We start from the raw sequence: 25,520 nt of genomic DNA on the forward strand, positions 1-25,520 counted from the left end.
TGTATTTATCCACACTAAGTGTAAACACCTTGAATTACCAGCAAAAAAAAGCCCACCTATGGTGAGCTTTGTAACAATACATTTAAATGTAACAGCATAAATTGCGATATAAATTATAAATGCTGCTTATAAACCTCAAGTGCTTGGCTTAAATCGCTAATTAAATCTTCAACATCTTCAAGGCCAATATGCAGGCGAATAACCGGGCCTAAATCCCAACCTGTATTTGAACGTAGCCCTTTCATAGTTAAATTAGCCGTTACTAAACTTTCAAAACCGCCCCACGAAAAGCCCATTTTAATATGCTCAAGGCTATCTAAAAATTCATCAATCGCTTTTTGATTACCGGTTTTCATCACAAATGAAAACAACCCATTACTGCCATCAAAATCACGTTTAAAAAACTCATGCCCTGGGCAGGTTTCAAATGCAGGGTGGCGAATATGATCAACAAGCTCATGTTGTTCAAGCCATTTAGCTACTTTTATTGCTGCTTTTTCATGTTGATTTAAACGCACACCCATTGTACGCAGGCCTCTAAGCGCTAAATACGCATCATCGGCACTGGTACATTGCCCTAGTAAGTACGAGTTTTCGCGCAAGGTTGGCCAGTACTTTTTATTAGCAACAGCCACACCCATCATTACGTCTGAATGGCCAACAATGTACTTTGTTGCAGCCTGAATACTAATATCAACACCGTGCTCTAGCGGGCGATAATGCAAGCCGTTACCGTAGGTATTATCAAGCATGGTCATTACGTTGTGCTCATTGGCTACTTTTACCATAGCGGGCACATCTTGCACTTCCATCGTAATAGAACCTGGAGACTCTAAAAACAACACTTTAGTATTTGGCTGAATGTAATCTTTAATACCTGCGCCAATGGTTGGCGGGTAATAGGTTGTTGTAATGCCCAGCCCCACTAAAATTTTATCGCAAAAATCGCGAGTTGGTTCGTACACGTTATCAACCATTAAAATATGATCACCGGTTTTTAAAAACGATAAAAATACTTGGCTGATCGCCGCCGCGCCACAAGGGTATAATGCACACCCTTCGCCGCCCTCAAGTTCTGTAATCGCTTCTTGCAGCGCAAAGTGTGTTGTTGTTCCCCGACGCCCATAAAATAACGTTTTATCGCCACGGGTTTTAGCCGCTTCTTTTAAATCGGCTACAGTATCAAATACAATGGTAGATGCCCGTTGTACAACGGGGTTTACTACGCCATGTGTATAGGCTTTTTTGCGCCCTGATGATACCAGCTGAGTGTTTTTATTACTTTTACTCGACATTGTTAATCCTTAAGGGTTTGTGCGCCAATGCTCAATTAAATAACGAGAGATAGAGTCGGTCCTAGGCAGCTTTAAATGCTCCCCTTCTTCGTGCCAATTACCAAATTGTGCTAAGTCTTCACGACTAAACCATTTTGCATCGTCTAGCTCTTCTTTATCTACGTTAATTTCCTCAGATGTCGCCTCTGCAAAAAAACCAAGCATAATTGACGATGGGAACGGCCAAGGCTGAGATGCTACATAACGTACATTATCAACCTCTATACCTGCCTCTTCTTTAACTTCACGTGCAACAGCTTGTTCTAGTGTCTCCCCTGGGTCTACAAATCCAGCAAGCGACGAATACATACCGATAGGCCACGCAGCTTGGCGACCTAACAAACAGCGCTCTACTCCATCTGCAAAGACTTTAGTTACAACCATAATTACCGCAGGATCGGTGCGCGGGAATGTAGGATGCTTACAGTTTTCGTTTTCACACACTCTAGAGTGCCCGGCTTCCACTGAACGGTTTTTACTACCACAGCGCCCACAAAAACGATGCGTGGCATGCCAATAACATAAACCTCTCGCAAGGGCCGCTATTGAGGCATATTTAATGGTTACTTGAGGCCCATATTGGCGAATATCAAAAAACTGAGCGCCCTCTATTAAAGGTATAAGTACGCTTTCATCCAGATCAGATACATCCAGTGCAAACACACCATGTTTAGCATTGTTTAAACCAACAAAAATAGCACTCGTTAAATCTAAATGTGCCACTTGTTGATACGTTAAATAGCTTACTTTAGGGGTATCTTTAATAAATAGTGTTTGATTATTTTTAACTAAAACCCATTTACTTTGCGCCGACATTTGCGCTTTAAGCCACGATGGGTCTTTACGAAAATTTGAGCCTCTATCTAGTGGCATGTTGCTGTAATGAAGCATGTAAGTCCTTGGTAACTCGTTATGCTTTAAAATTACCATAATCATTTAGCAAACCCAATTGATTACAGTAATAAAAAAAGCCTATATAAGGCTTAATTCATCTATTACGGCTTTGTATTAAAATCTCTCATGTTGCAGGCACTTAGCTTGCATTTTTTTAACTATTTTTTGCTATTAAAGTAGCAAAGTATTATCAATTAAATGAAATTGCTCAGCGCTTTGTTTTAATACCTCAGCGGTTAACCGGTCAGCACCGTAAACATCGCACGGTACATTATATTGATTTTTTAAATGCCCAAGTAACAAGGCAAAGTCACCATCGCCAGAGAGCAAAATAACCTTATCAAGATTTTTACCCTGCTCTAACATGTCTATTGTTATGCCTACATCCCAATCGCCTTTAGCACTTCCATCACGACGTTGAATAAATGGCTTTAGCTTTACGTCAAAACCAATCGCACGCAAAATATTCTGAAACTGATTTTGCTTTTCATCCCCTCGATAAATAGCATACGCAAAAGCACATTCAATATTGTATTGCGCTTGCATTACCCGCCAAAACGCATTGTAGTCAAAGTTTTTTCCGTAACTCTCGCGGCACGTGTAATAAATATTTTGCACATCAACAAAAATACCGACTCGTGGTTTCGTGCTTTGCTGCTCGTTTTGTAAAGTCATTTAGTGTCCTAATGAGGATTAATAGCAATTAAAATAAGTGTACCTTGCAATTTATATTTAAGTAACCTAAATTAGTTACTTACCCTTATGTAACCAATATTGGTTACATATTAAAAAGTAACCATTTTGAGATTTTTATGATTGGTGTGATCAGCGGCGATATTATTAAATCGCAAACCATCCCTAAGCAGCAATACGATGCCATGCTTTACCAACTAGAGCAAAGTTTGCGAAATATTTCGGGTGAGCAAACCCTTTGGAATATATACCGAGGCGATGCCTTTCAGTTACAAGTTAATAACCCTGAGTATCTTTTTAAAAACGCTATACTAGTGTATTTACACCTTAAATCATCAGGTTATGAGCTACGCCAAAGCCTAGCGCTTGGGCAAATAGATAACCCACGCAGCGATATAAAAACAGCAACCGGCTCTGCTTTTACCCTTTCGGGGCAAGCCCTTGATAAAATAAGCAATCAACGCTTTGTTTTTAATATTAATGAGCAGCAGCTCGATGAAAGCTTAAATCTTAATTTAGCCTTTGCTGACGTATTGCTCACTAAAATCACACAAAAACAAGCAAATGCCCTGTATGTCTATTTAACATCATCAGACAACAGCCATGCGGCACTAGCTAAAGAGCTTAAAACAAGTCGCGAAAATGTAACAAAACTACTAAATTTAGCGCATTACCAACTTATAGAGCGCTTCATTAAGCACACACAGCACGTTATAAAAAATATAATTAAAGGAGGTGAATAATGGCGTTTTCACTTTTACTGGTCGCACTTATTATTGGCCACTTACTCGCTGACTTTTACTGGCAACCTATGAGTTGGGTAAACGAGAGAAACACTCGTCACTTTAAAGCCACTAAGCTTTATTTTCATGTACTCGTGCATGGTGTAACAAGTGCACTCATCGTTACCGTGTGGGAATACACATTTGGCTGGCAGCAACTAAGCAGTGTTTTAATTGCAACGGCAAGCATTATGGTGAGCCATTATCTTATTGATATAGCTAAATCGTATTCTAATAAAGGCGTGGTACCTTTTTTACTTGATCAAATAGCGCACATACTCGTTATTATTGCGCTCAGTATTTGGCTAACTGATAACAGTAGCTTTATGGCTGCAATTAATAATATGCTCACTGATCCTAAAATACTGTGGGTGGTATGCGGTTATTTAATTATTTTGAGTCCTAGCGCCGTATTTATAAGAATGATGTTAGAGCGTTTAACAAGTAACTTTTCAAGTACTGGTAGCTTAGTGCTTGCAGGGCAAAGCATTGGTATGTTGGAGCGCGTACTTATGCTGAGCTTTATATTGCTTGACCAATTTGCAGGGCTCGGCTTTTTACTTGCCGCAAAATCGGTATTTAGGTTTGGCGATTTAAGTGCCAGTAAAGATAAAAAACTTACCGAGTACGTTATGCTCGGTACACTACTTAGCGTAAGTGTGACTTTATTTGTAGGTTTAGGTGTTAACTATTTAATCAGCTAATAACACATTACAGGCAATAAAAAACGCGCTACTTCTATTTATTCAAAAGAAGGGAGCGCGTTTTTTTGTATCAGCACTTAACTAAATTCTAAATTAATTAAACGCCAATATAATCTTTAATAATGATTAATCGTTATTTGTGCGACGGCGGCGTTGGCCATTACCGCCAACAGATTCACGCTTTGCCCATGGGTTTTGCGCGCTGTCATCTGTTTTAGCTGCTGGCTTTTTAGAACCACCACGGCGTGGGCCGGTACCATTACCACCATTGTTCGGCTTTTTACTGTTAGGCTTGCTGCTATCAGATTTAGGCTTATTAAAAGGCTGCTTTTTCTTAGGTTTTTTAGCCGGCAGTGGGCGAGCATCTAATGCGCGCTCTGCTACTGGGTTAATAGGCTCAAAACCGTCTTCTTCAGCACGCGGTATAAGCTCACCAATAAAGCGTTCAATACCGTATAAATCAACAGCATCTTCTGTTGTTACAAACGAAATTGCATGACCCGACGCACCAGCACGGCCTGTACGGCCAATACGGTGAACGTAATCTTCATATACGTTTGGTAAGTCGTAGTTAACAACATGCGGTAATTCAACAATGTCTAAACCACGTGCAACAATGTCTGTTGCTACTAGTACGCGTACTTCACCACTTTTAAAACCATCAAGTGCTTTAACGCGAGCGCCTTGTGATTTATTACCGTGGATAGCCGCGCCTACAATATCATCGCGCTCTAGTTGTTTAACTAAGCGGTTAGCGCCGTGCTTTGTACGGCTAAACACTAACACTTGTTGCCAATCGTTAGTGCGAATCAAGTGGCTTAGCAATGCTGTTTTACGTGTTTTATCTACCGCGTAAACGCACTGAGTAACACTTTTAGCTGTGGTGTTTTTTGCAGCAACTGAAATTTCAACTGGGTCATTAATTAACCCTTTTGCTAATGCGCGAATTTCATCTGAAAACGTAGCTGAAAACATCAAGTTTTGACGTTTAGCAGGCATTTTAGCAATTAAGCGTTTAATGTCGTGAATAAAGCCCATGTCTAACATGCGGTCAGCTTCATCGAGTACAAGCACTTCAACGCTATCAAATTTAACGGCATTTTGATTATGTAAATCGATTAAACGACCCGGCGTTGCTACTAAAATATCAACACCTTTACGAAGGCGTTGCATTTGTGGGTTAATTTTAACGCCACCGTAAACTACAAACGAGCTCACATCCGAATGCTTAGCGTACTCTTCAACGTTTTCGCTTACTTGCAAAGCAAGCTCACGTGTAGGCGTTAAAATAAGTGCACGTACGTGGTTACTTTTAGCTTTAGGGCCAGAAGACAAACGTTCAATAAGTGGTAATGTAAAACCTGCTGTTTTACCAGTCCCCGTTTGCGCTGCCGCCATAACATCACGGCGTTCAATAATTGCAGGAATTGCTTGAGCCTGAATCGGCGTTGGCGTTTCATAGCCCTTTTCTAAAACCGCATTAACCAAAGACTGTGATAAACCTAAACCTTCAAAACTCATATAAACTCTCTTTTAAATTAGGCTACATTAGCCAGTTGCGCGCATTATACCTGTAGTAGCTAAGAATGCATGCCATTATTTACGTTGCGAGCAATTGAGCATAGCTTAATAAAATTAAACCTGTGACCAAGTTGCTTAAAAATGCAAAAAACGGCCATAAGCCGTTTTATATTTATACTTAATTACTCTAAGTATAAGAGTTACTTAACACCTAACTCGCGCAGGCGTTCTTGCAAGTAGCTATCTGCCGTGTAGCGCTCTGAAAGCACAACATCTGGATGCGGGTGTAAAAATAACGGCAGTGATATACGCGATTTAGTAGATGCTTTGCCCGTTGGGTTAATTACACGGTGAATTGTCGATGGGAAATACCCGCCCGACGCTTCTTGTAGCATGTCGCCAATATTAATAATTAAGCTGCCAAAATCACATGGCACGTCTAACCAACCGCCATCTGTTTTTTGAACTTGTAAACCAGGCTCATTAGAAGCTGGCAATACAGTCAATAAATTAATATCGCCGTGAGCTGCTGCGCGAATAGCACCTGGCTCTTCATCACCTGTCATTGGCGGATAATGTAAAATACGTAACAATGTTTGCTCAGAATCGGCAATCATGTCTTTTAAATCAATCGAAAACTTAGCACGTACATCAGCTGGAGATTCAGCCTGCACCCAGCTTAGTAAAGTACCAGCAAATTCACTTGCTAAACGGTAGTATTCACGTACATCAGCTTCAAGCTCTGCAGGAACGCGACCTTTAGGGTACACATGGAAGTACTCTTTAATGTCTTTTATTGTAAAGCCTTTCGCTACTTCAGATACTGAAGGCGGAAAATAACCGTCTTGAGTTTCTTTAGAGAATAAAAAGTCCTGCTTTTGCTCTGAGTTAAAAAAGTCTTGCCAATTTTTGTAAATAGACTCAACTAAAGACTGTGGGATTGGGTGGTTTTTTAAAACGCCAAATCCAGTATTTCTTAATGATTCAACAAATTGTGCAGCCGCATCGGGAGCTTTATAATCAACAGTAGGTAATTGCATTGTACGTTCCAGTGAATAGGTTGTGAGAAGTGAACTGCTTCAATAGTAGCAAATAGCTAAGATAAAGTAGCAAAGCCTTCATTATAGCGCTATGCGAGGATAGACAAATGACCTTAAAAACATAAGGACATATGTCCGCAAAGCATAGCCGCCGCCACTTAGCTTGATCAAGATCAACTTATAAAAAAACGTTGAATTTGCAAGGTTTAGTAACAATCTCTGGTCAACTACTATAATGTATTTTATTTGTGTAAATAAGGCTCCCCATGCGACAAAAAGTATCTTTTAAAAGCGGCGATTTAGAACTTGCCGGCCAACTTGAACTTCCCTCTGGTGACGTTAAGTTTTACGCGCTATTTGCACACTGCTTCACATGCGGAAAAGACATAGCGGCAGCTACACGTATAAGCCGTGCACTTACGCAACAAGGCATAGCTGTACTGCGTTTTGACTTTACCGGTTTAGGCAATAGCGATGGCGACTTTGCTAACAGTAACTTTTCATCGAACATTCAAGATTTAGTTTCAGCGGCTGATCATCTGCGTAAGCACTTTGCAGCGCCGCAATTACTCATTGGCCACAGTTTAGGCGGCGCTGCGGTACTGGCTGCTGCTGAGCACATTCCTGAAGTATCGGCCATTACAACTATTGGTGCACCGTCAGATGCGCAACACGTAGCGCATAACTTTGAAGCACATCTCGATGAAATTAACGCAGCCGGCGAAGCAAAAGTAAGCCTAGCAGGCCGCGAATTTACCATTAAAAAACAGTTTATAGACGATATAGCCAAGTACGATAAAAGCCACATTAGTAAGCTTAAGCGCGCATTATTAGTAATGCACTCCCCTATTGATGCAACTGTAAATATTAGCGAAGCCGAAAAAATTTACGCATCAGCTAAGCATCCTAAAAGTTTTATTAGCCTAGATAACGCCGATCACTTACTTACTAATAAAAACGATGCCGACTACGCTGCAGAAATTATTGCAACGTGGGCTAATCGCTACGTTAAATATGACAAAACAAAATACGCCGCAAGCCTAACGGGTGGCAATGTACTTGTTGAAGAAAAAGATCATGTATTTACTCAGCACGTAAGCACCAAAGATCATACTTGGCTTGCCGATGAGCCAATAAAGGTAGGCGGTAAAAACTTAGGCCCCGATCCGTATCATCACTTATTGGCGGGGCTTGGTGCCTGTACAGCAATGACACTGCGCATGTACGCTACACGTAAAAACTTAGCGCTAGAGCATGTCAAAGTAGAACTTGATCACACTCGAGATTACAACAAAGATTGCGACGATTGTGAGCAAACCGGTAACCTAGAAGCCATTACCCGTAAAATCACTTTAATCGGTGATTTAACACAAGAGCAGCGCCAGCGTTTACTCGAAATAGCCGACAAATGCCCTGTGCATAAAACACTACATAACAATCCTGTTATTGTAAGTGAATTGGTAGAGTAACTACCATAAAAGTAATATAGCGCAGCTAACACTGCGCTATGCTTTTAAATATAAGATTGATTAAAATTTATTAAAAAATTGTATAGCTTCAATATTAACCAAAGCTGTAGGATCACACGTATACTCAAATTCTTCCATCTGCTCAGTACTGTGCTTATTCGGTGATGAGAGAATTGCGGACTCTGGGGCATAAGCTTTTAAGAGAACACCTCCTGATTCAATTGCGTTTAGACCACTACCAAACATCTCTGCAACACTTTGCAAAGGAGTCCAACAGAAACCAATCTTATTTTGATCATATAAAAATTGGCACTCACCACGATATAGTACCAATGCTTTCCCGGTGTATTTTGGAAGAGTCAACTTTAAGACACTGAGTAAGAGTTTATCATTTGAAAGCTTACGCCTTAATTGCCCTCCGTTCTCAGTCCAAATAAGATGAATTTTATCTTTTTGAATATGTAACTCGTCATATGATCTTAATATAAATTTAAAAGCTTCTGTCCAAATTGAACCTTTGAGATCACAAGTATAAATGCCAGCTACAAATTTACGACCTACTTGCTCATATAATTCCATTGTTACTCGTTCCTAAAGCTTATTACTATCTAAAAATCCCTCTACTTCTTTACTCATTCTATCCACCAGCCATTTTGGCCCGCCATCGTACATATCGTTATGACGCGATTTTTCTATTAGTGTTTGTGTAACAGGAAACTTATCCAGCTCTGAATCGTTTAACAGCACATTCGCATCAGCGGGGTAATCACTACCACGAAGCGTTAGTACGCGAATGTTTTTATTGCGTGGGATCAACATGCGGCGATGATCGAGAGTAATAATTTGGCTTACTTCATTAGGGTAAATAGAGCCGTATAACGCCGAAATATCCCCGCCGTTTGAGTGCCCAAATAAGGCGAGCTTTGTAAAGTCGTACGCTGGGTATTTACTCGATAGCTCATTAACTAAAAACTTAAGCGTTACTACGCCACGGTGCCAGTTTTCCATGCGAGTGGTTAAGTAAGGTTGCTCACGATTAAGGTAAGGGTCACTTTTAAATTCATGTGCAACGGCTACTGTTAAGTATCCGCGCTGATTAAACGCATTACTAACAAACGTATATTCATTATGGCTAATACCGTAGCTCGCATTAATAAACGCCACAGGGCATTTTTCTTGCGCTGTACACTTAGCATTATTAGCTGGCAATGTAATATTGATAGGAATATCGCGATTACGGCTTTTATCAGTTATAACGTCATCATTTGCATAGCTTGTTGTGCTCATAACTAATGTGCTTAGAGCTAGTGCGCTTAATATAAAAAGCTTTTTAAGTGTTTTTTGCATATTTAAATTTATATAAATTATTGTTTTTAATTAAAAATAACTTTTACTTTATAGCTTTGCATTCTCTATTGTCAAACTATGCGATAATAGCCGCCATTGTTTAAATATATTTAGTAAAAGATCCAATAAATGAAATCATACAATAGCATTCAAGAACGTATAGAAATTTTAGAAGACAAACTAACTGCAATACATGACGAAATCGAAACACTAAAAGCACCTGCTAAAAACAACAATGAACGTATTATTTTTAAGTTTATTGAAACAGGCAGCACAGGTAAAACGAAGGATTTTGTTCGTGAGTTAGGTATTAAATCACCGCGTGACGGTTTGTTTTCGTCAGGTGACGTTACAAAACTAATTAAAGATGGCGCTGAAGATATTTCACCAGCGTTATTAGAAATCGCAAGACAGCTTGCCAGTGCACGTAATAAAAATGGCCCAAGCCGTTAATTACACAGTCACGCAGTATCTAGAAGCCCAGCTAAGTTGTCGCTTCTAGGTATGTAACCATATTAAACTAAATTAATCACAAAGCTCTATATTAAGGCTGGTAAGCAAATTAAGTGCTTCGAAGCGATCAAACTTAGCATTCGCTAACATATTATTATTCAAATCTATATTAAACGCTGTAGCACCTACAAAATCACATTTTGTTAAGTTAGTTTGAAAAAACTCACTATCGCGAAAATCTGTTCCTGTAAATTCACTACCGCTTAAATCAGCGTGTCTAAAATCAACATTTTTGGCAAAGCAGTGTGTTAGTTTGAGGGCTTTGAGTGTTAATTCAAAAAAAGAACTATTACTGAGCTCGCAATAATTAAAACTCACCGGTGCGTTAATACTAAGCGCTGGCCAATCTACATCAGCCCATTGCAAACTATTTAATTTACAGTGGCTAAAACTTACATTTTCAAGCGAACTGTAGTTCCATTTAAGTGACGATAAATTACTGTTTTTAAAACTACATTCTATAAATCGGCAATTTTTAAACTGCCCGTCTGAAAAGTCGCAATCGATAAACGTACACTCTTCAAACTCAGAGTTTTCAGTTAATTTCTCTGCGTACTGTAAAGCATTAAATTGTTCATCAAAATACTGGTTATTATTACTTAACAACGCAATTCACCTATTAAATTTAACCCGTGTAGCCATTACTTTTAGGTAAATCTTTTTTAAGCGCAAGCACTGCAATAAAAATCAAAGCAAGTAGTGGAAATAGCGCTAAACAGCCACCCACAAAAGCTAAAACACCCGGCATAGTACTTTTACGCTTACCTATTTTGTAGCTAATTACAGCAAAAATAGGAATACACAGCACAATAATAAAAACTAAAAACTCACCAAATAAGGTTGCATTGATCGACATAATAATTCCTTTTCATCTGTTCGTTTAAAACACACTTTGCTATAAATTTAACCATAAAAAAACCCTTAAGCATATAACTTAAGGGTTTTTAAATTCAGCTCAAAAGCTAAGTAATAATTACTCTTCGCTTGATACTTCTTTTTCTACAACACTAATTGCAAGCTCAGCTAACGAATCAAGGTTAGGTTTGCTTGGCGCGTTGGTTAATAAACACGACGCTTGTGTTGTTTTAGGGAAAGCAATAACGTCACGAATGTTATCGGTGCCACATAAAAGCATTGCTAAACGGTCAAGGCCAAATGCTAAACCTGCATGTGGTGGTGTACCGTATTTAAGTGCATCAAGTAAAAAGCCAAACTTGTCTTGTTGCTCTTGCTCGTTAATACCTAAAATTCTAAATGCGGTTTCTTGCATATCTGCATTATGAATACGTACCGAACCACCACCTACTTCGTAGCCGTTTAATACCATATCGTAGGCGTCTGAAATAGCAGCGGCTGGGTTTGCTTCGAGCTCACTTGCAGTGATATCTTTTGGTGCAGTGAATGGATGATGTACAGCATGTAATGTGCCTTCGTCATCTTCTTCAAACATTGGGAAGTCTACAACCCAAAGTGGTGCCCAGCTATTAAGGTTAGTGATTTCTAAATCAACACCAATCTTAACGCGTAGCGCGCCCATTGCTTCATTTACTGTGTTGCGCTTATCGGCACCGAATAAAATAATATCGCCAGACTGTGCATTAGTACGCTCAAGTAATTTTGTGATTACGTCTTCGCTTAAAAACTTAGCTACTGGCGATTGAACACCTTCAGCGCCTGCAGTGTGGTCGTTTACTTTCATCCACGCCATGCCTTTAGCGCCGTAAATACCAATAAACTTAGTGTAATCGTCAAGTTGTTTACGAGAAAGCTTAGCGCCACCTGGTACAGTTAACACAGCAACGCGACCTTTTTCGTCGTTAGCCGGACCTGAGAAAACATTAAACTCTACGTCTTTAACTAAATCTGCAACATCAACTAATTTCATCGGGTTACGTAAATCTGGCTTATCAGAACCGTAAAGGCTCATTGCCTCGCTGTAAGGCATAATTGGAAAATCGCCTAAATCAACGTTTAGCAATGTTTGCCACATTTCGCGGATCATTTTTTCAGTCATACCACGTACTTGATCAGAGCTCATGAACGAGGTTTCTATATCTATTTGGGTAAATTCTGGTTGGCGATCGGCGCGTAAATCTTCATCACGGAAACATTTAACAATTTGGTAGTAACGGTCAAAACCCGACATCATCAACAATTGCTTAAACAACTGTGGAGACTGTGGTAAAGCGTAAAAGCTACCTTTATGAACACGACTCGGTACTAAGTAATCGCGCGCGCCTTCTGGCGTTGCTTTAGTAAGTACAGGTGTTTCGATGTCTAAAAAGCCGTTTTCATCTAAAAAGCGACGAACAAAGCTGCTTGCTTTAGCACGTAATTTAATACGGTCACTCATTTCTAGACGACGTAGGTCTAGGTAACGGTATTTTAAACGACGCTCTTCTGAGTTTACTTGGTTAAAATCAAGTGGTAATGGCTCTGAGCGGTTAATAATAGTAAGCTCTTTACCTAAGATTTCGATCTCCCCTGTTGCCATGTCTTTATTTACTTGGCTGTCTGGGCGTGCGCGAACAACACCTTTTAACTGAACACAAAATTCTTGGCGAAGTGTATTAGCCGAACTCATTAACTCTTCAATATCAGAATCGAATACAACTTGTACTAAACCTTCTCTATCGCGTAAATCGACAAAGATAAGTCCACCAAGGTCACGTCGTTTGTTGATCCAGCCACATAGTTCTACTTCTTGATCTACGTGAGTTTTATTTAGCTGTCCGCAATATATAGAGCGCATAGTTTTCCTGTCAGATAAAAGGCTTAAACGGTTAAAGTTATTTGTTTTAAGGCGTGTGATTTAAAAAACAGGTCACCACAATACAAATAAAGCCGCTAGCAATCTAAAAATAATCAAATTAAGCCCTGCATTATACCCAAGTAGTATCAAGATGCTAGGGCGTGTGCCGCTTTTGCCCCTGAATTTACAGCAGCTCGTTTTGTTATTTGCTACACTATCGCCACTTTATAATAAGGCGCTAGTTTGTATGTTATATATTGGATGCCCGCAGTGGTCGAGCAATGCATGGAAAGGCAATTTATTTTCAAGCCAATGTAAAAACGCCGATATGCTTAGCCAATATGCTCAGCATTTTAATTCAGTTGAAGGCAATACCAGCTTTTACGCCGATCCATCGCCAAGCACCGTGTTGCGCTGGGCAAATAGCGTTCCCGACGATTTTAAATTTACTTTTAAGTTTAATCGTCGCTTTAGCCACGAGCTGCACCTAACTAATGTTCAAACCGAGCTTACTGATTGGCTTAACTTGTTCTCCCCTATTTTAGAAAAAACCGGGCAAATCATGCTGCAATTACCTAAAGCATTTGGTCCTGGTGACTTACCCAAACTCGCCCAATTTATTAGCCTATTACCAAAAGAGGTTAATTACGGCGTAGAGGTACGTCATACTGCATTTTTTCAAAAGGGTGAAGCCGAAATAGCGCTTAATCAGTTATTAATGGCAAACAACCTAAATCGCATATCGATGGATACTCGCGCCCTATTTGCGGTAAAACCAACAACCGAAGCGCTAATAGATGCACAGCAAAAAAAGCCCCACTTACCGGTACATGCAATAGCTACTGGCTCAGAGCCTATGGCGCGCTTTGTAATAGCCGATTTACAAAATGACTTTAAACCCTTTTATAAACCGTGGCTAAGTAAAGTAAAACAATGGCTTGATGAAGGAAAAACGCCCTATGTGTTTTTTCATACAGCAGATAACCGAGAAGCGCCGTTATTAGCTCGCCAGTTTTGTAAGGACCTAGGTTATGATCACAAAGCATTAAACCCATTTACTGGCGAAAAAGAAGCCCACCAGCAAGCACTTTTTTAAAAGTAAAACGACAGAGAAATAATAATGAGTGAATACGCACGTTACTTTACCGGCTACCCAGCTAACATTGTTGAGCAAGTATTAAGCCTTATAAATAACAACAAGGTATGTGACTACTTACTTAAAAAGTACCCGCAAGCACATACCATTACTAGCGATAAATTACTTTATAGCTATGCAACCGAGCTTAAAAAACAGTATTTAAAAAATGCGCCACCATTTGGTCGTGCAGCATTTAAAAAGCAAGGTGACATGGTTACTAATGCACTTGGTACACATACGTATCGAATGCAAGGTAAAACCCGTAAGCACGATTTAGCGATAAACAGCGACTTACTGCGTGCTCCCGAGCCATTATTAAAAGCGTTAGTGGTACATGAGCTTGCCCACTTTAAAGAAAAAGATCACAACAAAGGCTTTTATCAACTTTGCTGCCATATGGAGCCGAGTTATCACCAGCTAGAGTTAGATTTAAGAATTTTTTGTGTGGTCGTCGCAATGGGAGAAAATCCTTATTTAAAATAAGGATTTTACCGTTGTTTAACTGAGTGAAAATAACGCCCATGCTTAAGTTAATATTTACTTCCATAACCAAGCGTTCATACCCAGTCTTTTATCCCCGTAAGCAACTCACAACTTAACGCCTGTCCTTAATAAAAACAAAAAGTTTAAAACTACATAATTGCCCTACAATTGAGAACTACACTCTGTAATAGCTAATTCTTTCTATGTACTCTTAATCTTTGGAGTTTTAAATGATGAAAAATACCTATGCCTTTTTACTCAGTGCACTGTGCTGTGTAACCTTAAGTGCCTGCAACGAGCAAAACAGCCAATCACTTCAACAATCAAACCTCAATGATTTTACTCTAACAAGCTCAAAGGTAAGCGGTGGCGGTAACTTGCCTATTACTTATACGTGCGATGGGCAAAGCATTAGCCCTCCACTTAACTGGAGCGGTGCACCTGACACAACCAAATATTATGCATTAATTATGGATCATAAAGCGCCAGAGGGAATGCATTGGTATTGGACCATGTATAATATTACCGCCGATAAAACACAAATTAAAGCGGGCGAAACTCTCGGTGAAGTAGGCTCTAATAGCGTAAACGATTTAAACCAATACGCACCGCCTTGCTCTAAAGGTCCGGGTGAAAAAAGCTATACTTATACTGTGTACGCGTTATCTGCACCGGTTACCTTTAATAGCGATACAAAAGTAGATCGCTCAGCATTACTCGCTGCTGTAAAAGATATTACGCTCGATACTGCAAGTATGACGGTTAAATACTCGCGAAGCGCCAATAGCGCCGAGCACAAACCTAATGCAAGACCAAAACCAAATGAGCAACCAAAGCCTGATAAATCATATTTAACCGCTAACGTAAAATCACCTCGTTGCGATGCTATTACACAATCAATGAGTAATGCAGGGTTTGATAAAAGCGTATCTGTTACGTGCGATGAACACTATGCTTATATTGCCTCATCTACTTATCCTGATCATGAAGTAATGACTGGTATTACAGGTACTAACGAGCAAATACCCGTTCCAGCTAAAGACTACGCCGCACCTATAAAACTAAATCCTAAAAAAGCAAAAGCAATTACTACAATTGATGCAGCCGTAGGTGTTGCCGTTAATGGCGTACCAATATACGACTATTCTTCGCAAGGCGAACTAGACGTAAATAGCTACGATGAGAAACACGACACGTTAGCACTCGGACAGTTAGATATATGCGGCGGACACGCAGGACGAGGTGATGACTACCATTACCACGTATCGCCAACGTGTATGATTGACACAATGAAAAACCAATCAAGCGATGCCATTATTGGTTGGGCTTACGATGGTTACCCGCTCTATGGTAGTAAAAACCCAGACGGCAGTGCAATTGCCAAAGGTGACCTTGATGTATGTAATGGGCAAGCCGACGACACATTTGGCTACCGCTATCAAACATCAGCTACGCCGCCGTATATTATTCAGTGCTTAGTAGGTGAAGTAGATACCGCAAAATTACCAAGAGTGTCACCACTGAGTGGCGATACTCAAGGTATAAGAGCCTCCTTGCGCCCGCCACAAGGAGGCGTTAAAAACCTAACGCACACAATCTCTGAAAATGGCAGCCGTACAATGAGCTATTCATACAAAGGCGAAAACTACTTTACTACGTACAGCCCTGCATCAGAGGGAAAAGACTGTTATAACTTTAAACAAAAAACTATCAGTAATGGTGGCAAGGTTCAAACAGGTACATTTTGTAGAGGTCCGCAACCAAATCACCTTACTCCTACAGTCACTAAGCAAAATACAAATCCTGCCATTACAGGCAAGCATAACTTAAAGCTAGAAGCATGGGCTGATAACTGGTTTACAGCCTACATAGGCGAGCAGTTACTTGTTGAAGATTCTGTGCCTATAACCACAGAGCGTTCATTTAATGCACAAAGCATTACGTTTTCTGCAAACTACCCTATTGAGCTTAATTTAATAATTAAAGACTTTAAGCAAAACGACACTGGGCTTGAATACATCGGCGCTAAAAATCAGCAAATGGGTGATGGCGGTTTTATTATGCAACTTACCGACACCAATACAAATAAAGTGGTTGCGGTAAGCAATAAAAGCTTTAAATGCGAAATACTTCACAAAGCGCCGCTTAACAAATTATGCGAAAGCGAAACAAACCCTGTTGCGGGCGAAGGCGCTTGTACGTTTATGTCAAAAGAAGCACCAACTAACTGGCTGCAAAGTAACTTTGACGATACGAATTGGGCTAATGCAGTAGAGCACAACTTTGCCGATGTAGGACCAAAAGACGGTTACGACGATATTAACTGGGATGAAAACGCAAAATTCATATGGGGCGAAGACTTAGAAACCGACAACACCCTTATTTGTAAAGTAACTATTGAGCAACCTCAATAAACAAAAAGGTCTCCGCTTCAATAAAAGGTAGTAATTATGTATTTTTTTAAAAAATTAAAATGGCTAATGCTAGCGTGTATTTTAACAAGTATGTGCGCTCAAGTGAGCGCACATGTATTAAAAAACACAACAGCCCAAGTAATTTTAAGAGATGGACAAGTTGAAGTAAAAGTATTAACTAATGCTGAGCATTTAATCTCAGCGCTGCAAAGCGAGCAAGCATGGCTTATGGGCGATATTGATAAGCTTATGCCTACAAACTTAAGTGCAGAGCAACAAGAAGAGTTTGTAAAAAATGCACTTAAACAAAAAACGAGCTTACGTATAAATCAGCAAGTTATCGTGTTTGAACGCGTCGCTTTTACCACCAGCAACAACGAAGCGCACGACCTAGAAATTGTTTTTCAAGCGAAGCACACATTTACAACAGTAGATGAGCTTGCCATATCGTTCCCTAAAAGTTTAGGCGCAGTACACGTAAGCTTTGTAAAGCCACAATATAAGTTACTGGGTGCTGGCGATACCGCAAAAATAAAGTTCTAGGCCAAGAATCAACATACCTAAAAGCTTACTTAAAAAGGATTTTAGTAAGCAACTCCCTAAATACGCTAATTGTAGGCACATAATCAATATGCAATACTGCTTGGTACGTTAACGTCATGATCTTTACTATTTGCCAATCAGTGAAATTAATACATAAATTCTTTTTAGCTTTTTTTATCACTAATATCGCCCTTGTTGGGCTTATGTTTGTGTTTATATACATGACCTTTTCGTCAGGTTTTAACGACTTTGTTCAACAAGAAGAAACAAAACATGTAGCAATGGTTAAGCATCAACTTATTGAGTTTTATAGCGGATTAGGCAGTTGGCAACCCATTACACAAAGCACGCAATTATGGCGCTCTATTGTAGAGCCGCAAAAAAAGCCAGGCGAGCCCAAAGCGAATAAACACACAAGCACCCCACCCAAACCAAATAACAGCAATGCAACACCTTCTTTATTGTGGGTACATTTACCTGCAGGTTCACTTAAAACAGGGCAACGTATAAGTTTATATGATCAAAATAAAAAGGTTGTTGTTGGTAGGGCTAATTTAAACGACAACCCACATATAGAACCTATTTTATTAAACAATAACGTTATAGGCTGGATAGGTTTAGTACCTTCAAAACTTGTGCAAAGTAGCCCAGCAAAAACATTTTTAGCAGCGCAATTTCATAACTATTTTATGATCACATTACTCGTTATTGTGCTCGCATTTATTATGGCTATTGTGTTATCTCGCCATTTAATAAAACCAATAAAGCAAATAGTGACTGGCACCGATGAGTTAACAAAAGGAAATTTTGCCAGCAGAATCATCCCCTCTAGTAAAGATGAGCTAGGTACCCTATCCAACAACTTTAACGCCTTAGCCCACACGCTTGAGCAAAACCAACAAATGCGATTCCAATGGGTGTCAGACACATCTCACGAATTAAGAACCCCACTTACCGTACTACGCTCGCATTTACTAGCCGTGCAAGATGGCGTATTTACAGCCGACACAAAGCGTATTAATTTACTCATAAACCAAGTAGATAACTTAAGCCACATTGTTGACGACCTAGCTCAACTAGCACAAACAGATAGCGTTAATTTAACCTATAACAATGCGCGCATTGATTTAATCACTATTTTTGAGCAATCAATTGAAAACTACACTGCTCGCTTTAAAGAGCGTGAATTAAATGTAGACAGCAAAAGCTTAACCAAAGCCGGCAAATGTATAATAAATGGCGATAAAGAACGCCTTGTACAATTATTTTCAAACCTGTTAGAAAACACCTGCAGATACACGCATAAAGGTGGGCAAGTAATAATACTTGCCAACAAAACACACAATAATATTGAGCTTATTTTACAAGACTCAGCACCAAGTGTTTTACCAAACGACTTACAAAAATTGTTTGAGCGTTTTTATCGCGTTGAAAAATCTCGAAGCCGAGAGCACGGCGGCTCGGGCTTAGGGCTCGCACTTTGCAAACAAATAATAGAAGCACATGGTGGTCAAATATCGTTGCACAACTCACCACTTGGTGGACTAGAAGTTAAAATAACGCTGGCACTTTTAGGTTAAAATAATGGCATCACAAAAAATACTTATCGTTGAAGACGAAGAAAACATTGCAGAGGTACTTATTGCCTACGCTAAGCAACAAGATTACGAAACTGAGCACTTTAATAGCGGCAAGGGTGTAGTTAGTTTTGTAAAACAAAACGCAGTAGATTTAATACTTCTTGATTTAATGTTGCCAGATGTTGATGGCATAGAGCTATGTAAGCAAATTAGAGCCTTTTCAAGTGTGCCTATTATTATGCTTACCGCAAAAAGTGAAGAAATAGACCGCTTACTGGGTTTAGAGCTCGGCGCCGATGACTACATATGCAAACCTTTCAGCCCTAAAGAAGTTATAGCACGCATAAAAGCCGTACTAAGAAGGACCAGCCAGCCTAAAACCAACATCATCAATCATAATAATTTTCAATTACACAAAGACGATTACGAAGCGCGCCTAAACGGCAAAAGTATTGGCTTTACCGCCGTCGAGTTTAAAATATTTTTACTATTTATAAGCCACGTAGGTCGTGTTTTTACCCGCGAAGATATTATTAATAACGTATACAGCGACACAACCGACATATCCGATCGCAACATTGATACACATATTAAAAATATACGAAAAAAGATTAACGACGTTCAAGCAGGACTAAACCCAATAGCGGCAGTTTATAGTGTGGGTTATAAGTTTAAAGAGTAGGTTTAGCCGCTTAAAATAACAGCATTAAAAACGAGGAAAGTATGGTTCCCAACGCATTAATTTTTCGATAAACAATGATTTGCTTCCGCGCACTTGAGCTATAACTAAAAACGTTAGTAGTACATGAGCTCGCTAACTTTAAAGAAAAAGACCACAACAAAGGCTTTTATAAACGTTGCTGCCATAAGGAATCGCAGTATCACCAATTGGAATTAAATTTAAGGATATTTTGTGTGATTGTAGCGGTGGGAGAGAATCCTTATGGCTAGTAATCTCAGATTAATTTCCATTGTTACTTTCCTCTTTCCAGGTTGAAAAGTACTTATTCTTCAATACTTTTAGGGCATTTTCAAATCTACAGTGTGTAGCTTTCCACTGTTCTAAGAGCTCATTTATTTCTTCAGTACTATTGATGAGGGCATTTTGAGAGATAGCTATATTCCTCTTAAAATTATTTACCTGTCCCGAGCATTTAGTAGCGTATATATGAATAAGTTCAGCACTCTCACTATCAAATTTATCAATGCATCTTTTTACAACAAGTGACGTTGAATGTGCCTTCCAAGCGTAAGCATTGGTTCTATATGATAAGGTAACAAACCCTAGCTCATTTTTTTCTGTTAAATCCTGTGTAGCTTCACAACCTAGTTTTTCAAGTTCATCAAAAGTATTAATGAAAAAAGATAGTAGCTGTTGCTGCTTTTCATGCTTTATGCGCTTTTGGAATGCATCACGTTGGTCTTTTTGGGACTTAATAGCTAACTTTTCAGAAGCAAGCCTATCCTCTGCTGCCTGTTTATTTGCTAGAGCTTGAACTTTATTACTATCCGATTGAAGATAAACGGTATATATAATCGCAGTAAAAGATAAAAAAGAAAGTATCGGACCGAGCACTCCACCAAAAAAGCTACCAAAGTGTGACCAAGTCTCTGATGTCCCTCCGTACCCTACACCTAAACCTTTGAACCAAAGTGTAAATATGCCAACCATTGAAGCTATTGCTAGTCCAATTAAGAAAATTAATACTCCCTTAAAAATTTTACTATTTTCTTTATAGATAACTGCCATGTAATACTCCCCTCCTTTAGGTTTTAATTTTACTTTATTATAAACAAAAAACGCGATATCGAATCGCGTTTACTATTTAAGTAACTTATTAACTACCGACTACTAAAAATTGATAGAGCAGTCGTTGGGTTTCGTTTCACGCAACCCAACATAAGGTTAAAGCCCTAAGCCTGCCATAAAGTCGTCATCTGCGTCGTCTTGCACAACGTCTTTAGCCTTGGCGCTTTCTTTTTCAGCTTTCTTTTTAGCTTCGTTTTCAATTATGTCATCTGGGTCTAGTGCTTCTGCAATATCAAAGTCGTGTAATTTAATGAACTCTGTTTTATCCATCGCTAATTCCAAGTAAAAGATATTTTGTTTACTTGTGGTGAATGTTACGCGGCGGGCTTGCGGGCGATCCATCGTGGTATCTACCGATATTTGCACTTGCTTGTTTATTGCCATCATTTTTGGCTGGTTTTGCGTAATCGAGGTATGTAATTGCTCGCGTACTTTAGACGTAAAGTCGCCAACAATTTGATTCATCAACTCGCCTAGTACGTTTGATACGTCGTCTGATAAATGGCTATGCGCTATTTCATCTTCTGGCATTCCCATGTTGCGCATGTAATCGCCATAAATTTCCATCGCCGCTTGCGACGTAAAGTTGGTAATTACAAGCCCTGTAAAACCGCCGTCAAATAAAACAAAGCAGCCAATATCTGGTCGCATACATGTACGTGTTATTTTTTGCACCATGGCTGAGTAACTAATACCATTACCGCTGGCTGATGTGAGTACGCCTGTCACTGAATGACAAAGTGTTGCTAATATATCGTCTGTGCTGATGACCTTACTTTTGCTCATTTAATCTTCTCTTTTATACTTATTATTCATAATTCTAGTCAAGCTACTGAATTTATCACTGACTATCCAGTATAAAATGTTAAAATAGCGCCATTATTTACAAAGAGACTGCCTTCGTGACCATAAAAGACAGTATTTATGCCTCTGAGCAACAAGTAAAAGATTTTAGCTTTGACCAAAATGTAGTCGAAGTTTTTCCGGATATGATCCAGCGCTCGGTACCTGGCTACGCAACTATTGTCAGTACAATGGGTAAACTTGCGGGTGAATACGCGCAAAGTAACTCAAATCTTTATGATTTAGGCTGCTCACTGGGCGCAGTAACACTTAGCATGCGACGAAATATTCGCACCGATAACTGCCATATAATAGCGGTAGATAACTCTCAAGCTATGGTTGAGCGTTGTAAGGTACATTTACAAGGTTTTAAATCAGATGTACCTGTTACTGTTACTTTAGGCGATATTAACGAACTTGAGATTCAAAACGCCTCAGTAGTAGCAATGAACTTTACGCTGCAGTTTATTCCGCATGCTCAGCGCCAAGCCGTGCTTGAAAAAATATACGCTAATTTAAAACCTGGCGGCGTATTGCTGTTGAGCGAAAAAATTAAAGCTGAAAACGAGCAATGCGATAATTTATTGATTGATTTGCACCACGACTTTAAACGACACAATGGTTACTCTGAGCTTGAAATAAGCCAAAAGCGTACCGCCATCGAAAACGTTATGCGCCCAGATACACTAAGCGCTCACTTTACTCGCTTACAAGATATTGGTTTTAGCCAAACTCAAGTGTGGTATCAATGTTTTAATTTTTGCTCAATGGTAGCAATTAAATAAAGAGAGTCCTCCATGTCTCAATGGTTTAACCAATTTTACGCATCCATCGCACAAAGCCCACTTAGTCACTGGCTAGAAACCCTACCTGCACAATTAAAACATTGGCAGTTAGAGGCAAGCCATGGCGATTTACCTAAATGGCAAAAAGTACTTAAAAACTTGCCTGAGGTGGCTACAACACACGTTGATATTTCTACTAAGGTGGAAATTGGCGCACCAGGGGAGATGAGTGATGGCGAGCAAAAGCAAGCCATGCATTTATTAAAACGCATGATGCCATGGCGCAAAGGCCCATTTAGTGTGCACGGTATTGAAATAGACACAGAATGGCGAAGTGATTGGAAGTGGGACCGCCTGCTGCCTCATATTGAGCCATTAAAAGGTCGCACTGTTTTAGATATTGGTTGTGGCTCTGGTTATCATTTATGGCGTATGCGCGGTGAAGGCGCAGAGTTTGTAGTGGGTATTGATCCGTCTGATTTATTTTTATGTCAGTTTCAGGCAATTAAACACTACAATCCAGACGAAAACGTGCATTTACTGCCACTAGGCGTTGAAGCATTACCCGAGCTTAAAGCGTTTGATACGGTTTTTTCGATGGGCGTACTTTATCATCGTCGCTCACCTATCGACTTTTTAGCGCAGTTAAAAGCCCAGCTTCGCCCAGGCGGCGAACTCGTACTTGAAACCCTAGTAATTGAAGGCGACGAAAACACAGTACTAGTCCCTACTGATCGCTACGCTAAAATGCGCAATGTGTGGTTTATCCCAAGTACTGCAGCATTAAAGCTATGGATGGAACGCGTTGGCTTTAAAGATGTACAAATAAAAGATTGTGCTATTACCACGCTTGAAGAGCAACGCAAAACCGACTGGATGGAAAACGAATCGTTAATCGACTTTTTAGATCCAAACGATACAAGTAAAACAATTGAAGGCTACCCTGCTCCACTTCGAGCCATATTAACTGCAAAAGCATAGCTGTTAATTTAACGCCTTTAATTACTAAAAAAACGCCTATGGGCGTTTTTTTGTTTATTTAAACAACAGACAGCGGACAAGTGTCCTTGTTAATTATTTCAAAATTACATTTGAGCTAGCCGCGACCCTGCAATTGTTGTAAAATACGCGCGTTTCTAAGCAACCCAAAACAACTATTTTGAGGAAAACCTGTGAGCGAACAAAAACAGTCTCTAAGCTATAAAGACGCGGGCGTAGATATCGACGCTGGTAATGCACTTGTTGAGCGTATTAAAGGCGTAGTTAAAAAAACTCGTCGTCCTGAAGTAATGGGCGGAATTGGTGGTTTTGGCGCACTTTGCGAAATTCCTGAAGGCTACAAGCAACCAGTATTAGTTGCAGGCACAGATGGCGTTGGTACTAAACTACGTTTAGCAATCGACTTAAAAAAACACGATACTGTTGGTATCGATTTAGTTGCAATGTGTGTAAACGACTTAATTGTTCAAGGTGCTGAACCCCTGTTTTTCCTAGATTACTATGCAACTGGTAAACTAGATATAGACACAGCAGCTGACGTAGTTACAGGTATTGGCAAAGGTTGTGAAATTTCAGGTTGTGCCCTAATTGGTGGCGAAACAGCTGAAATGCCAGGTATGTATGATGGTGAAGACTACGACATGGCAGGCTTTTGTACCGGCGTTGTAGAAAAATCAAAAATTATTGATGGCACAAAAGTAGCGGCAGGCGATCAGCTTATTGCACTTGCTTCAAGCGGTCCTCATTCAAATGGCTTCTCTTTAATTCGTAAAGTACTTGAAGTGTCAAACGCTGATACAAGCGCTGACTTTGAAGGTAAAACATTAGGCGAAACCTTACTTGAGCCTACACGTATTTACGTAAAGCCTTTACTTGAGTTATTTAAAAACGTTGACGTACATGCGCTTTCGCATATTACTGGCGGCGGTTTTTGGGAAAATATTCCACGCGTATTACCAGAGTCTGCAAAAGCTGTAGTTAAAGGTGATAGCTGGCAGTGGCCACCTATTTTTAATTGGTTACAAGAAAACGGCAATATTACTACACACGAAATGTACCGTACATTTAACTGTGGTGTAGGCATGGTTTTAGTAGTCCCTGCAGACAAACTTGAGCAAAGCTTAACAATGCTAAAAGACTTGGGCGAAAATGCATGGCACCTTGGTGAAATTCAAGATGCGGCACCAGGCGAAGAGCAAGTTGAAATTGTAGGTGGTGCTAAGTAATGGCACCGACTCGTCTGGTAGTTTTAATCTCAGGTAGTGGCTCTAATTTACAAGCCATCATAGATGCCTGCGAACGCGGCGAGATAAACGGACATATAGCGGCTGTTATTAGTAATAAAGCAGACGCTTATGGCCTCGAGCGTGCAAAACAAGCAGGTATTGCTACAAAAGTGCTGAGTCATAAAGATTTTGACTCGCGCGAAGCGTACGATGCGCAATTAATGAACGTTATCGACTCTTTTATGCCAAATCTAGTTGTATTAGCTGGGTTTATGCGTATTCTTACTCCTGGCTTAGTGCAAAAATATGTTGGAAAAATGTTGAACATTCATCCATCTTTGTTGCCTAAGTATCAGGGGCTGAATACCCACCAAAGAGCAATTGATGCAAAAGACGATGTTCATGGCGTAAGTGTTCACTTTGTTACTGAAGAATTAGACGGCGGTCCCGTTATCCTTCAGGCGCAAATACCTGTACTCAAGGATGATACAGCAGAAACATTAGCAAAACGCGTGCATGAGCAAGAGCATATAATTTATCCTTTGGTGGTCAAGTGGTTCAGTGAACACAGACTTACTATGGAAGCAGATTATGCAGTTCTTGACAAAAAACAACTTCCTGCACACGGCGCGCACTACCCACAATAAAAA

26 protein-coding genes and 1 pseudogene are annotated in these 25,520 nt (G+C 39.8%); 15 read left to right on the plus strand and 12 right to left on the minus strand.

The window, feature by feature from the left end; genetic code table 11:
- Window positions 1–113 precede the first annotated feature (113 nt).
- The 3 genes from I6E80_RS11750 to I6E80_RS11760 all read right to left on the minus strand — a co-directional run bounded on the left by I6E80_RS11750 (window position 114) and on the right by I6E80_RS11760 (window position 2,903).
- Window positions 114–1,295 (minus strand): cystathionine beta-lyase, encoded by a 1,182-nt coding sequence (locus I6E80_RS11750; RefSeq protein WP_197185607.1) that lies wholly within the window; start codon window positions 1,293–1,295, stop codon window positions 114–116.
- 9 nt (window positions 1,296–1,304) lie between these two features.
- Window positions 1,305–2,225, minus strand: coding sequence for an NAD(+) diphosphatase (gene nudC / locus I6E80_RS11755; protein ID WP_024599822.1), 921 nt, complete (start codon window positions 2,223–2,225; stop codon window positions 1,305–1,307).
- Window positions 2,226–2,399: 174 nt separating this feature from the next.
- The gene (locus tag I6E80_RS11760) at window positions 2,400–2,903 is read right to left on the minus strand and encodes an NYN domain-containing protein (protein ID WP_024594121.1); all 504 of its coding nucleotides are present in this window, start codon (window positions 2,901–2,903) and stop codon (window positions 2,400–2,402) included.
- A gap of 137 nt (window positions 2,904–3,040) precedes the next feature.
- Here I6E80_RS11760 and I6E80_RS11765 point away from each other — a divergent pair, with 137 nt between their 5' ends.
- The gene (locus I6E80_RS11765; protein ID WP_024599823.1) at window positions 3,041–3,664 is read left to right on the plus strand and encodes a hypothetical protein; all 624 of its coding nucleotides are present in this window, start codon (window positions 3,041–3,043) and stop codon (window positions 3,662–3,664) included.
- Window positions 3,664–4,407, plus strand: a complete 744-nt coding sequence (locus I6E80_RS11770) for a DUF3307 domain-containing protein (RefSeq protein ID WP_076924388.1) — start codon at window positions 3,664–3,666, stop codon at window positions 4,405–4,407. Before I6E80_RS11765 ends, I6E80_RS11770 begins: the two co-directional genes overlap by 1 nt.
- Before the next feature lie 126 nt (window positions 4,408–4,533).
- On the opposite strand, the gene I6E80_RS11775 is transcribed toward I6E80_RS11770, so the two are convergent.
- Together I6E80_RS11775 and I6E80_RS11780 are read right to left on the minus strand one after the other, a co-directional pair.
- The gene (locus tag I6E80_RS11775; RefSeq protein WP_008172585.1) at window positions 4,534–5,928 is read right to left on the minus strand and encodes a DEAD/DEAH box helicase; all 1,395 of its coding nucleotides are present in this window, start codon (window positions 5,926–5,928) and stop codon (window positions 4,534–4,536) included.
- Window positions 5,929–6,128: 200 nt separating this feature from the next.
- Window positions 6,129–6,968, minus strand: a complete 840-nt coding sequence (locus tag I6E80_RS11780) for an isopenicillin N synthase family oxygenase (RefSeq protein WP_197185608.1) — start codon at window positions 6,966–6,968, stop codon at window positions 6,129–6,131.
- Between the two features lie 266 nt (window positions 6,969–7,234).
- Between I6E80_RS11780 and I6E80_RS11785 the strand changes: the two genes are divergently transcribed.
- A complete protein-coding gene (locus tag I6E80_RS11785) occupies window positions 7,235–8,437 on the plus strand; it encodes a bifunctional alpha/beta hydrolase/OsmC family protein (RefSeq protein WP_197173316.1) in 1,203 nt (400 codons plus the stop codon).
- A gap of 60 nt (window positions 8,438–8,497) precedes the next feature.
- On the opposite strand, the gene I6E80_RS11790 is transcribed toward I6E80_RS11785, so the two are convergent.
- On the minus strand, window positions 8,498–9,016 hold the full coding sequence (locus I6E80_RS11790; protein WP_182696252.1) for a hypothetical protein: 519 nt from the start codon (window positions 9,014–9,016) through the stop codon (window positions 8,498–8,500).
- Window positions 9,017–9,028: 12 nt separating this feature from the next.
- Window positions 9,029–9,784, minus strand: a complete 756-nt coding sequence (locus I6E80_RS11795) for an alpha/beta hydrolase (RefSeq protein WP_197185609.1) — start codon at window positions 9,782–9,784, stop codon at window positions 9,029–9,031.
- A gap of 129 nt (window positions 9,785–9,913) precedes the next feature.
- Between I6E80_RS11795 and I6E80_RS11800 the strand changes: the two genes are divergently transcribed.
- Window positions 9,914–10,237: a hypothetical protein gene (locus I6E80_RS11800; protein ID WP_010555318.1), complete on the plus strand. Its 324-nt coding sequence runs from the start codon at window positions 9,914–9,916 to the stop codon at window positions 10,235–10,237.
- 72 nt (window positions 10,238–10,309) lie between these two features.
- Here I6E80_RS11800 and I6E80_RS11805 read toward each other — a convergent pair whose 3' ends face one another.
- The 3 genes from I6E80_RS11805 to aspS form a co-directional block, all read right to left on the minus strand.
- Window positions 10,310–10,903, minus strand: a complete 594-nt coding sequence (locus tag I6E80_RS11805) for a pentapeptide repeat-containing protein (protein WP_197185610.1) — start codon at window positions 10,901–10,903, stop codon at window positions 10,310–10,312.
- Window positions 10,904–10,922: 19 nt separating this feature from the next.
- Window positions 10,923–11,153: a hypothetical protein gene (locus I6E80_RS11810; protein ID WP_076924392.1), complete on the minus strand. Its 231-nt coding sequence runs from the start codon at window positions 11,151–11,153 to the stop codon at window positions 10,923–10,925.
- A gap of 117 nt (window positions 11,154–11,270) precedes the next feature.
- Window positions 11,271–13,049, minus strand: a complete 1,779-nt coding sequence (gene aspS, locus I6E80_RS11815; RefSeq protein ID WP_197185611.1) for an aspartate--tRNA ligase — start codon at window positions 13,047–13,049, stop codon at window positions 11,271–11,273.
- A gap of 247 nt (window positions 13,050–13,296) precedes the next feature.
- Between aspS and I6E80_RS11820 the strand changes: the two genes are divergently transcribed.
- The 7 genes and pseudogenes from I6E80_RS11820 to I6E80_RS20465 all read left to right on the plus strand — a co-directional run.
- A complete protein-coding gene (locus I6E80_RS11820) occupies window positions 13,297–14,145 on the plus strand; it encodes a DUF72 domain-containing protein (RefSeq protein ID WP_182749666.1) in 849 nt (282 codons plus the stop codon).
- Window positions 14,146–14,169: 24 nt separating this feature from the next.
- Entirely contained in the window at window positions 14,170–14,670 is a 501-nt protein-coding gene (locus I6E80_RS11825) for a M48 family metallopeptidase (RefSeq protein WP_024599830.1), read from the plus strand.
- A 230-nt stretch (window positions 14,671–14,900) separates the two neighbouring features.
- Complete coding sequence (locus tag I6E80_RS11830) at window positions 14,901–17,084, plus strand: YHYH protein (protein ID WP_197185612.1); 2,184 nt, start codon at window positions 14,901–14,903, stop codon at window positions 17,082–17,084.
- A gap of 36 nt (window positions 17,085–17,120) precedes the next feature.
- On the plus strand, window positions 17,121–17,627 hold the full coding sequence (locus I6E80_RS11835; RefSeq protein ID WP_197185613.1) for a hypothetical protein: 507 nt from the start codon (window positions 17,121–17,123) through the stop codon (window positions 17,625–17,627).
- A gap of 221 nt (window positions 17,628–17,848) precedes the next feature.
- Window positions 17,849–19,207, plus strand: a complete 1,359-nt coding sequence (locus I6E80_RS11840; protein ID WP_231616782.1) for an ATP-binding protein — start codon at window positions 17,849–17,851, stop codon at window positions 19,205–19,207.
- A gap of 4 nt (window positions 19,208–19,211) precedes the next feature.
- Window positions 19,212–19,889, plus strand: coding sequence for a response regulator (locus tag I6E80_RS11845; RefSeq protein ID WP_024599834.1), 678 nt, complete (start codon window positions 19,212–19,214; stop codon window positions 19,887–19,889).
- A 31-nt stretch (window positions 19,890–19,920) separates the two neighbouring features.
- Window positions 19,921–20,158: pseudogene (locus tag I6E80_RS20465) on the plus strand (metal-dependent hydrolase); the annotation flags it as partial.
- 10 nt (window positions 20,159–20,168) lie between these two features.
- Here I6E80_RS20465 and I6E80_RS11850 read toward each other — a convergent pair.
- Both I6E80_RS11850 and I6E80_RS11855 read right to left on the minus strand, forming a co-directional pair.
- Window positions 20,169–20,957: a hypothetical protein gene (locus I6E80_RS11850; protein ID WP_197185615.1), complete on the minus strand. Its 789-nt coding sequence runs from the start codon at window positions 20,955–20,957 to the stop codon at window positions 20,169–20,171.
- Window positions 20,958–21,113: 156 nt separating this feature from the next.
- The gene (locus I6E80_RS11855; RefSeq protein WP_101163167.1) at window positions 21,114–21,803 is read right to left on the minus strand and encodes a DUF3334 family protein; all 690 of its coding nucleotides are present in this window, start codon (window positions 21,801–21,803) and stop codon (window positions 21,114–21,116) included.
- A 116-nt stretch (window positions 21,804–21,919) separates the two neighbouring features.
- On the opposite strand from I6E80_RS11855, the gene cmoA reads away from it, so the two are divergent.
- From cmoA to purN, 4 genes are all read left to right on the plus strand, one after another.
- Entirely contained in the window at window positions 21,920–22,645 is a 726-nt protein-coding gene (cmoA, locus tag I6E80_RS11860) for a carboxy-S-adenosyl-L-methionine synthase CmoA (RefSeq protein WP_007378000.1), read from the plus strand.
- 12 nt (window positions 22,646–22,657) lie between these two features.
- Complete coding sequence (gene cmoB, locus I6E80_RS11865; RefSeq protein ID WP_101217174.1) at window positions 22,658–23,626, plus strand: tRNA 5-methoxyuridine(34)/uridine 5-oxyacetic acid(34) synthase CmoB; 969 nt, start codon at window positions 22,658–22,660, stop codon at window positions 23,624–23,626.
- Window positions 23,627–23,817: 191 nt separating this feature from the next.
- On the plus strand, window positions 23,818–24,870 hold the full coding sequence (purM, locus tag I6E80_RS11870) for a phosphoribosylformylglycinamidine cyclo-ligase (RefSeq protein WP_165741408.1): 1,053 nt from the start codon (window positions 23,818–23,820) through the stop codon (window positions 24,868–24,870).
- Window positions 24,870–25,517 carry a phosphoribosylglycinamide formyltransferase gene (gene purN, locus I6E80_RS11875; RefSeq protein WP_002959994.1) on the plus strand — a complete coding sequence of 216 codons (648 nt, stop codon included), beginning with the start codon at window positions 24,870–24,872 and terminating at the stop codon, window positions 25,515–25,517. The genes purM and purN overlap by 1 nt, the downstream gene beginning before the upstream one ends.
- Window positions 25,518–25,520 lie beyond the last annotated feature (3 nt).

The organism is Pseudoalteromonas sp. NSLLW218 (assembly GCF_015864775.1).
Taxonomy (GTDB): domain Bacteria; phylum Pseudomonadota; class Gammaproteobacteria; order Enterobacterales; family Alteromonadaceae; genus Pseudoalteromonas.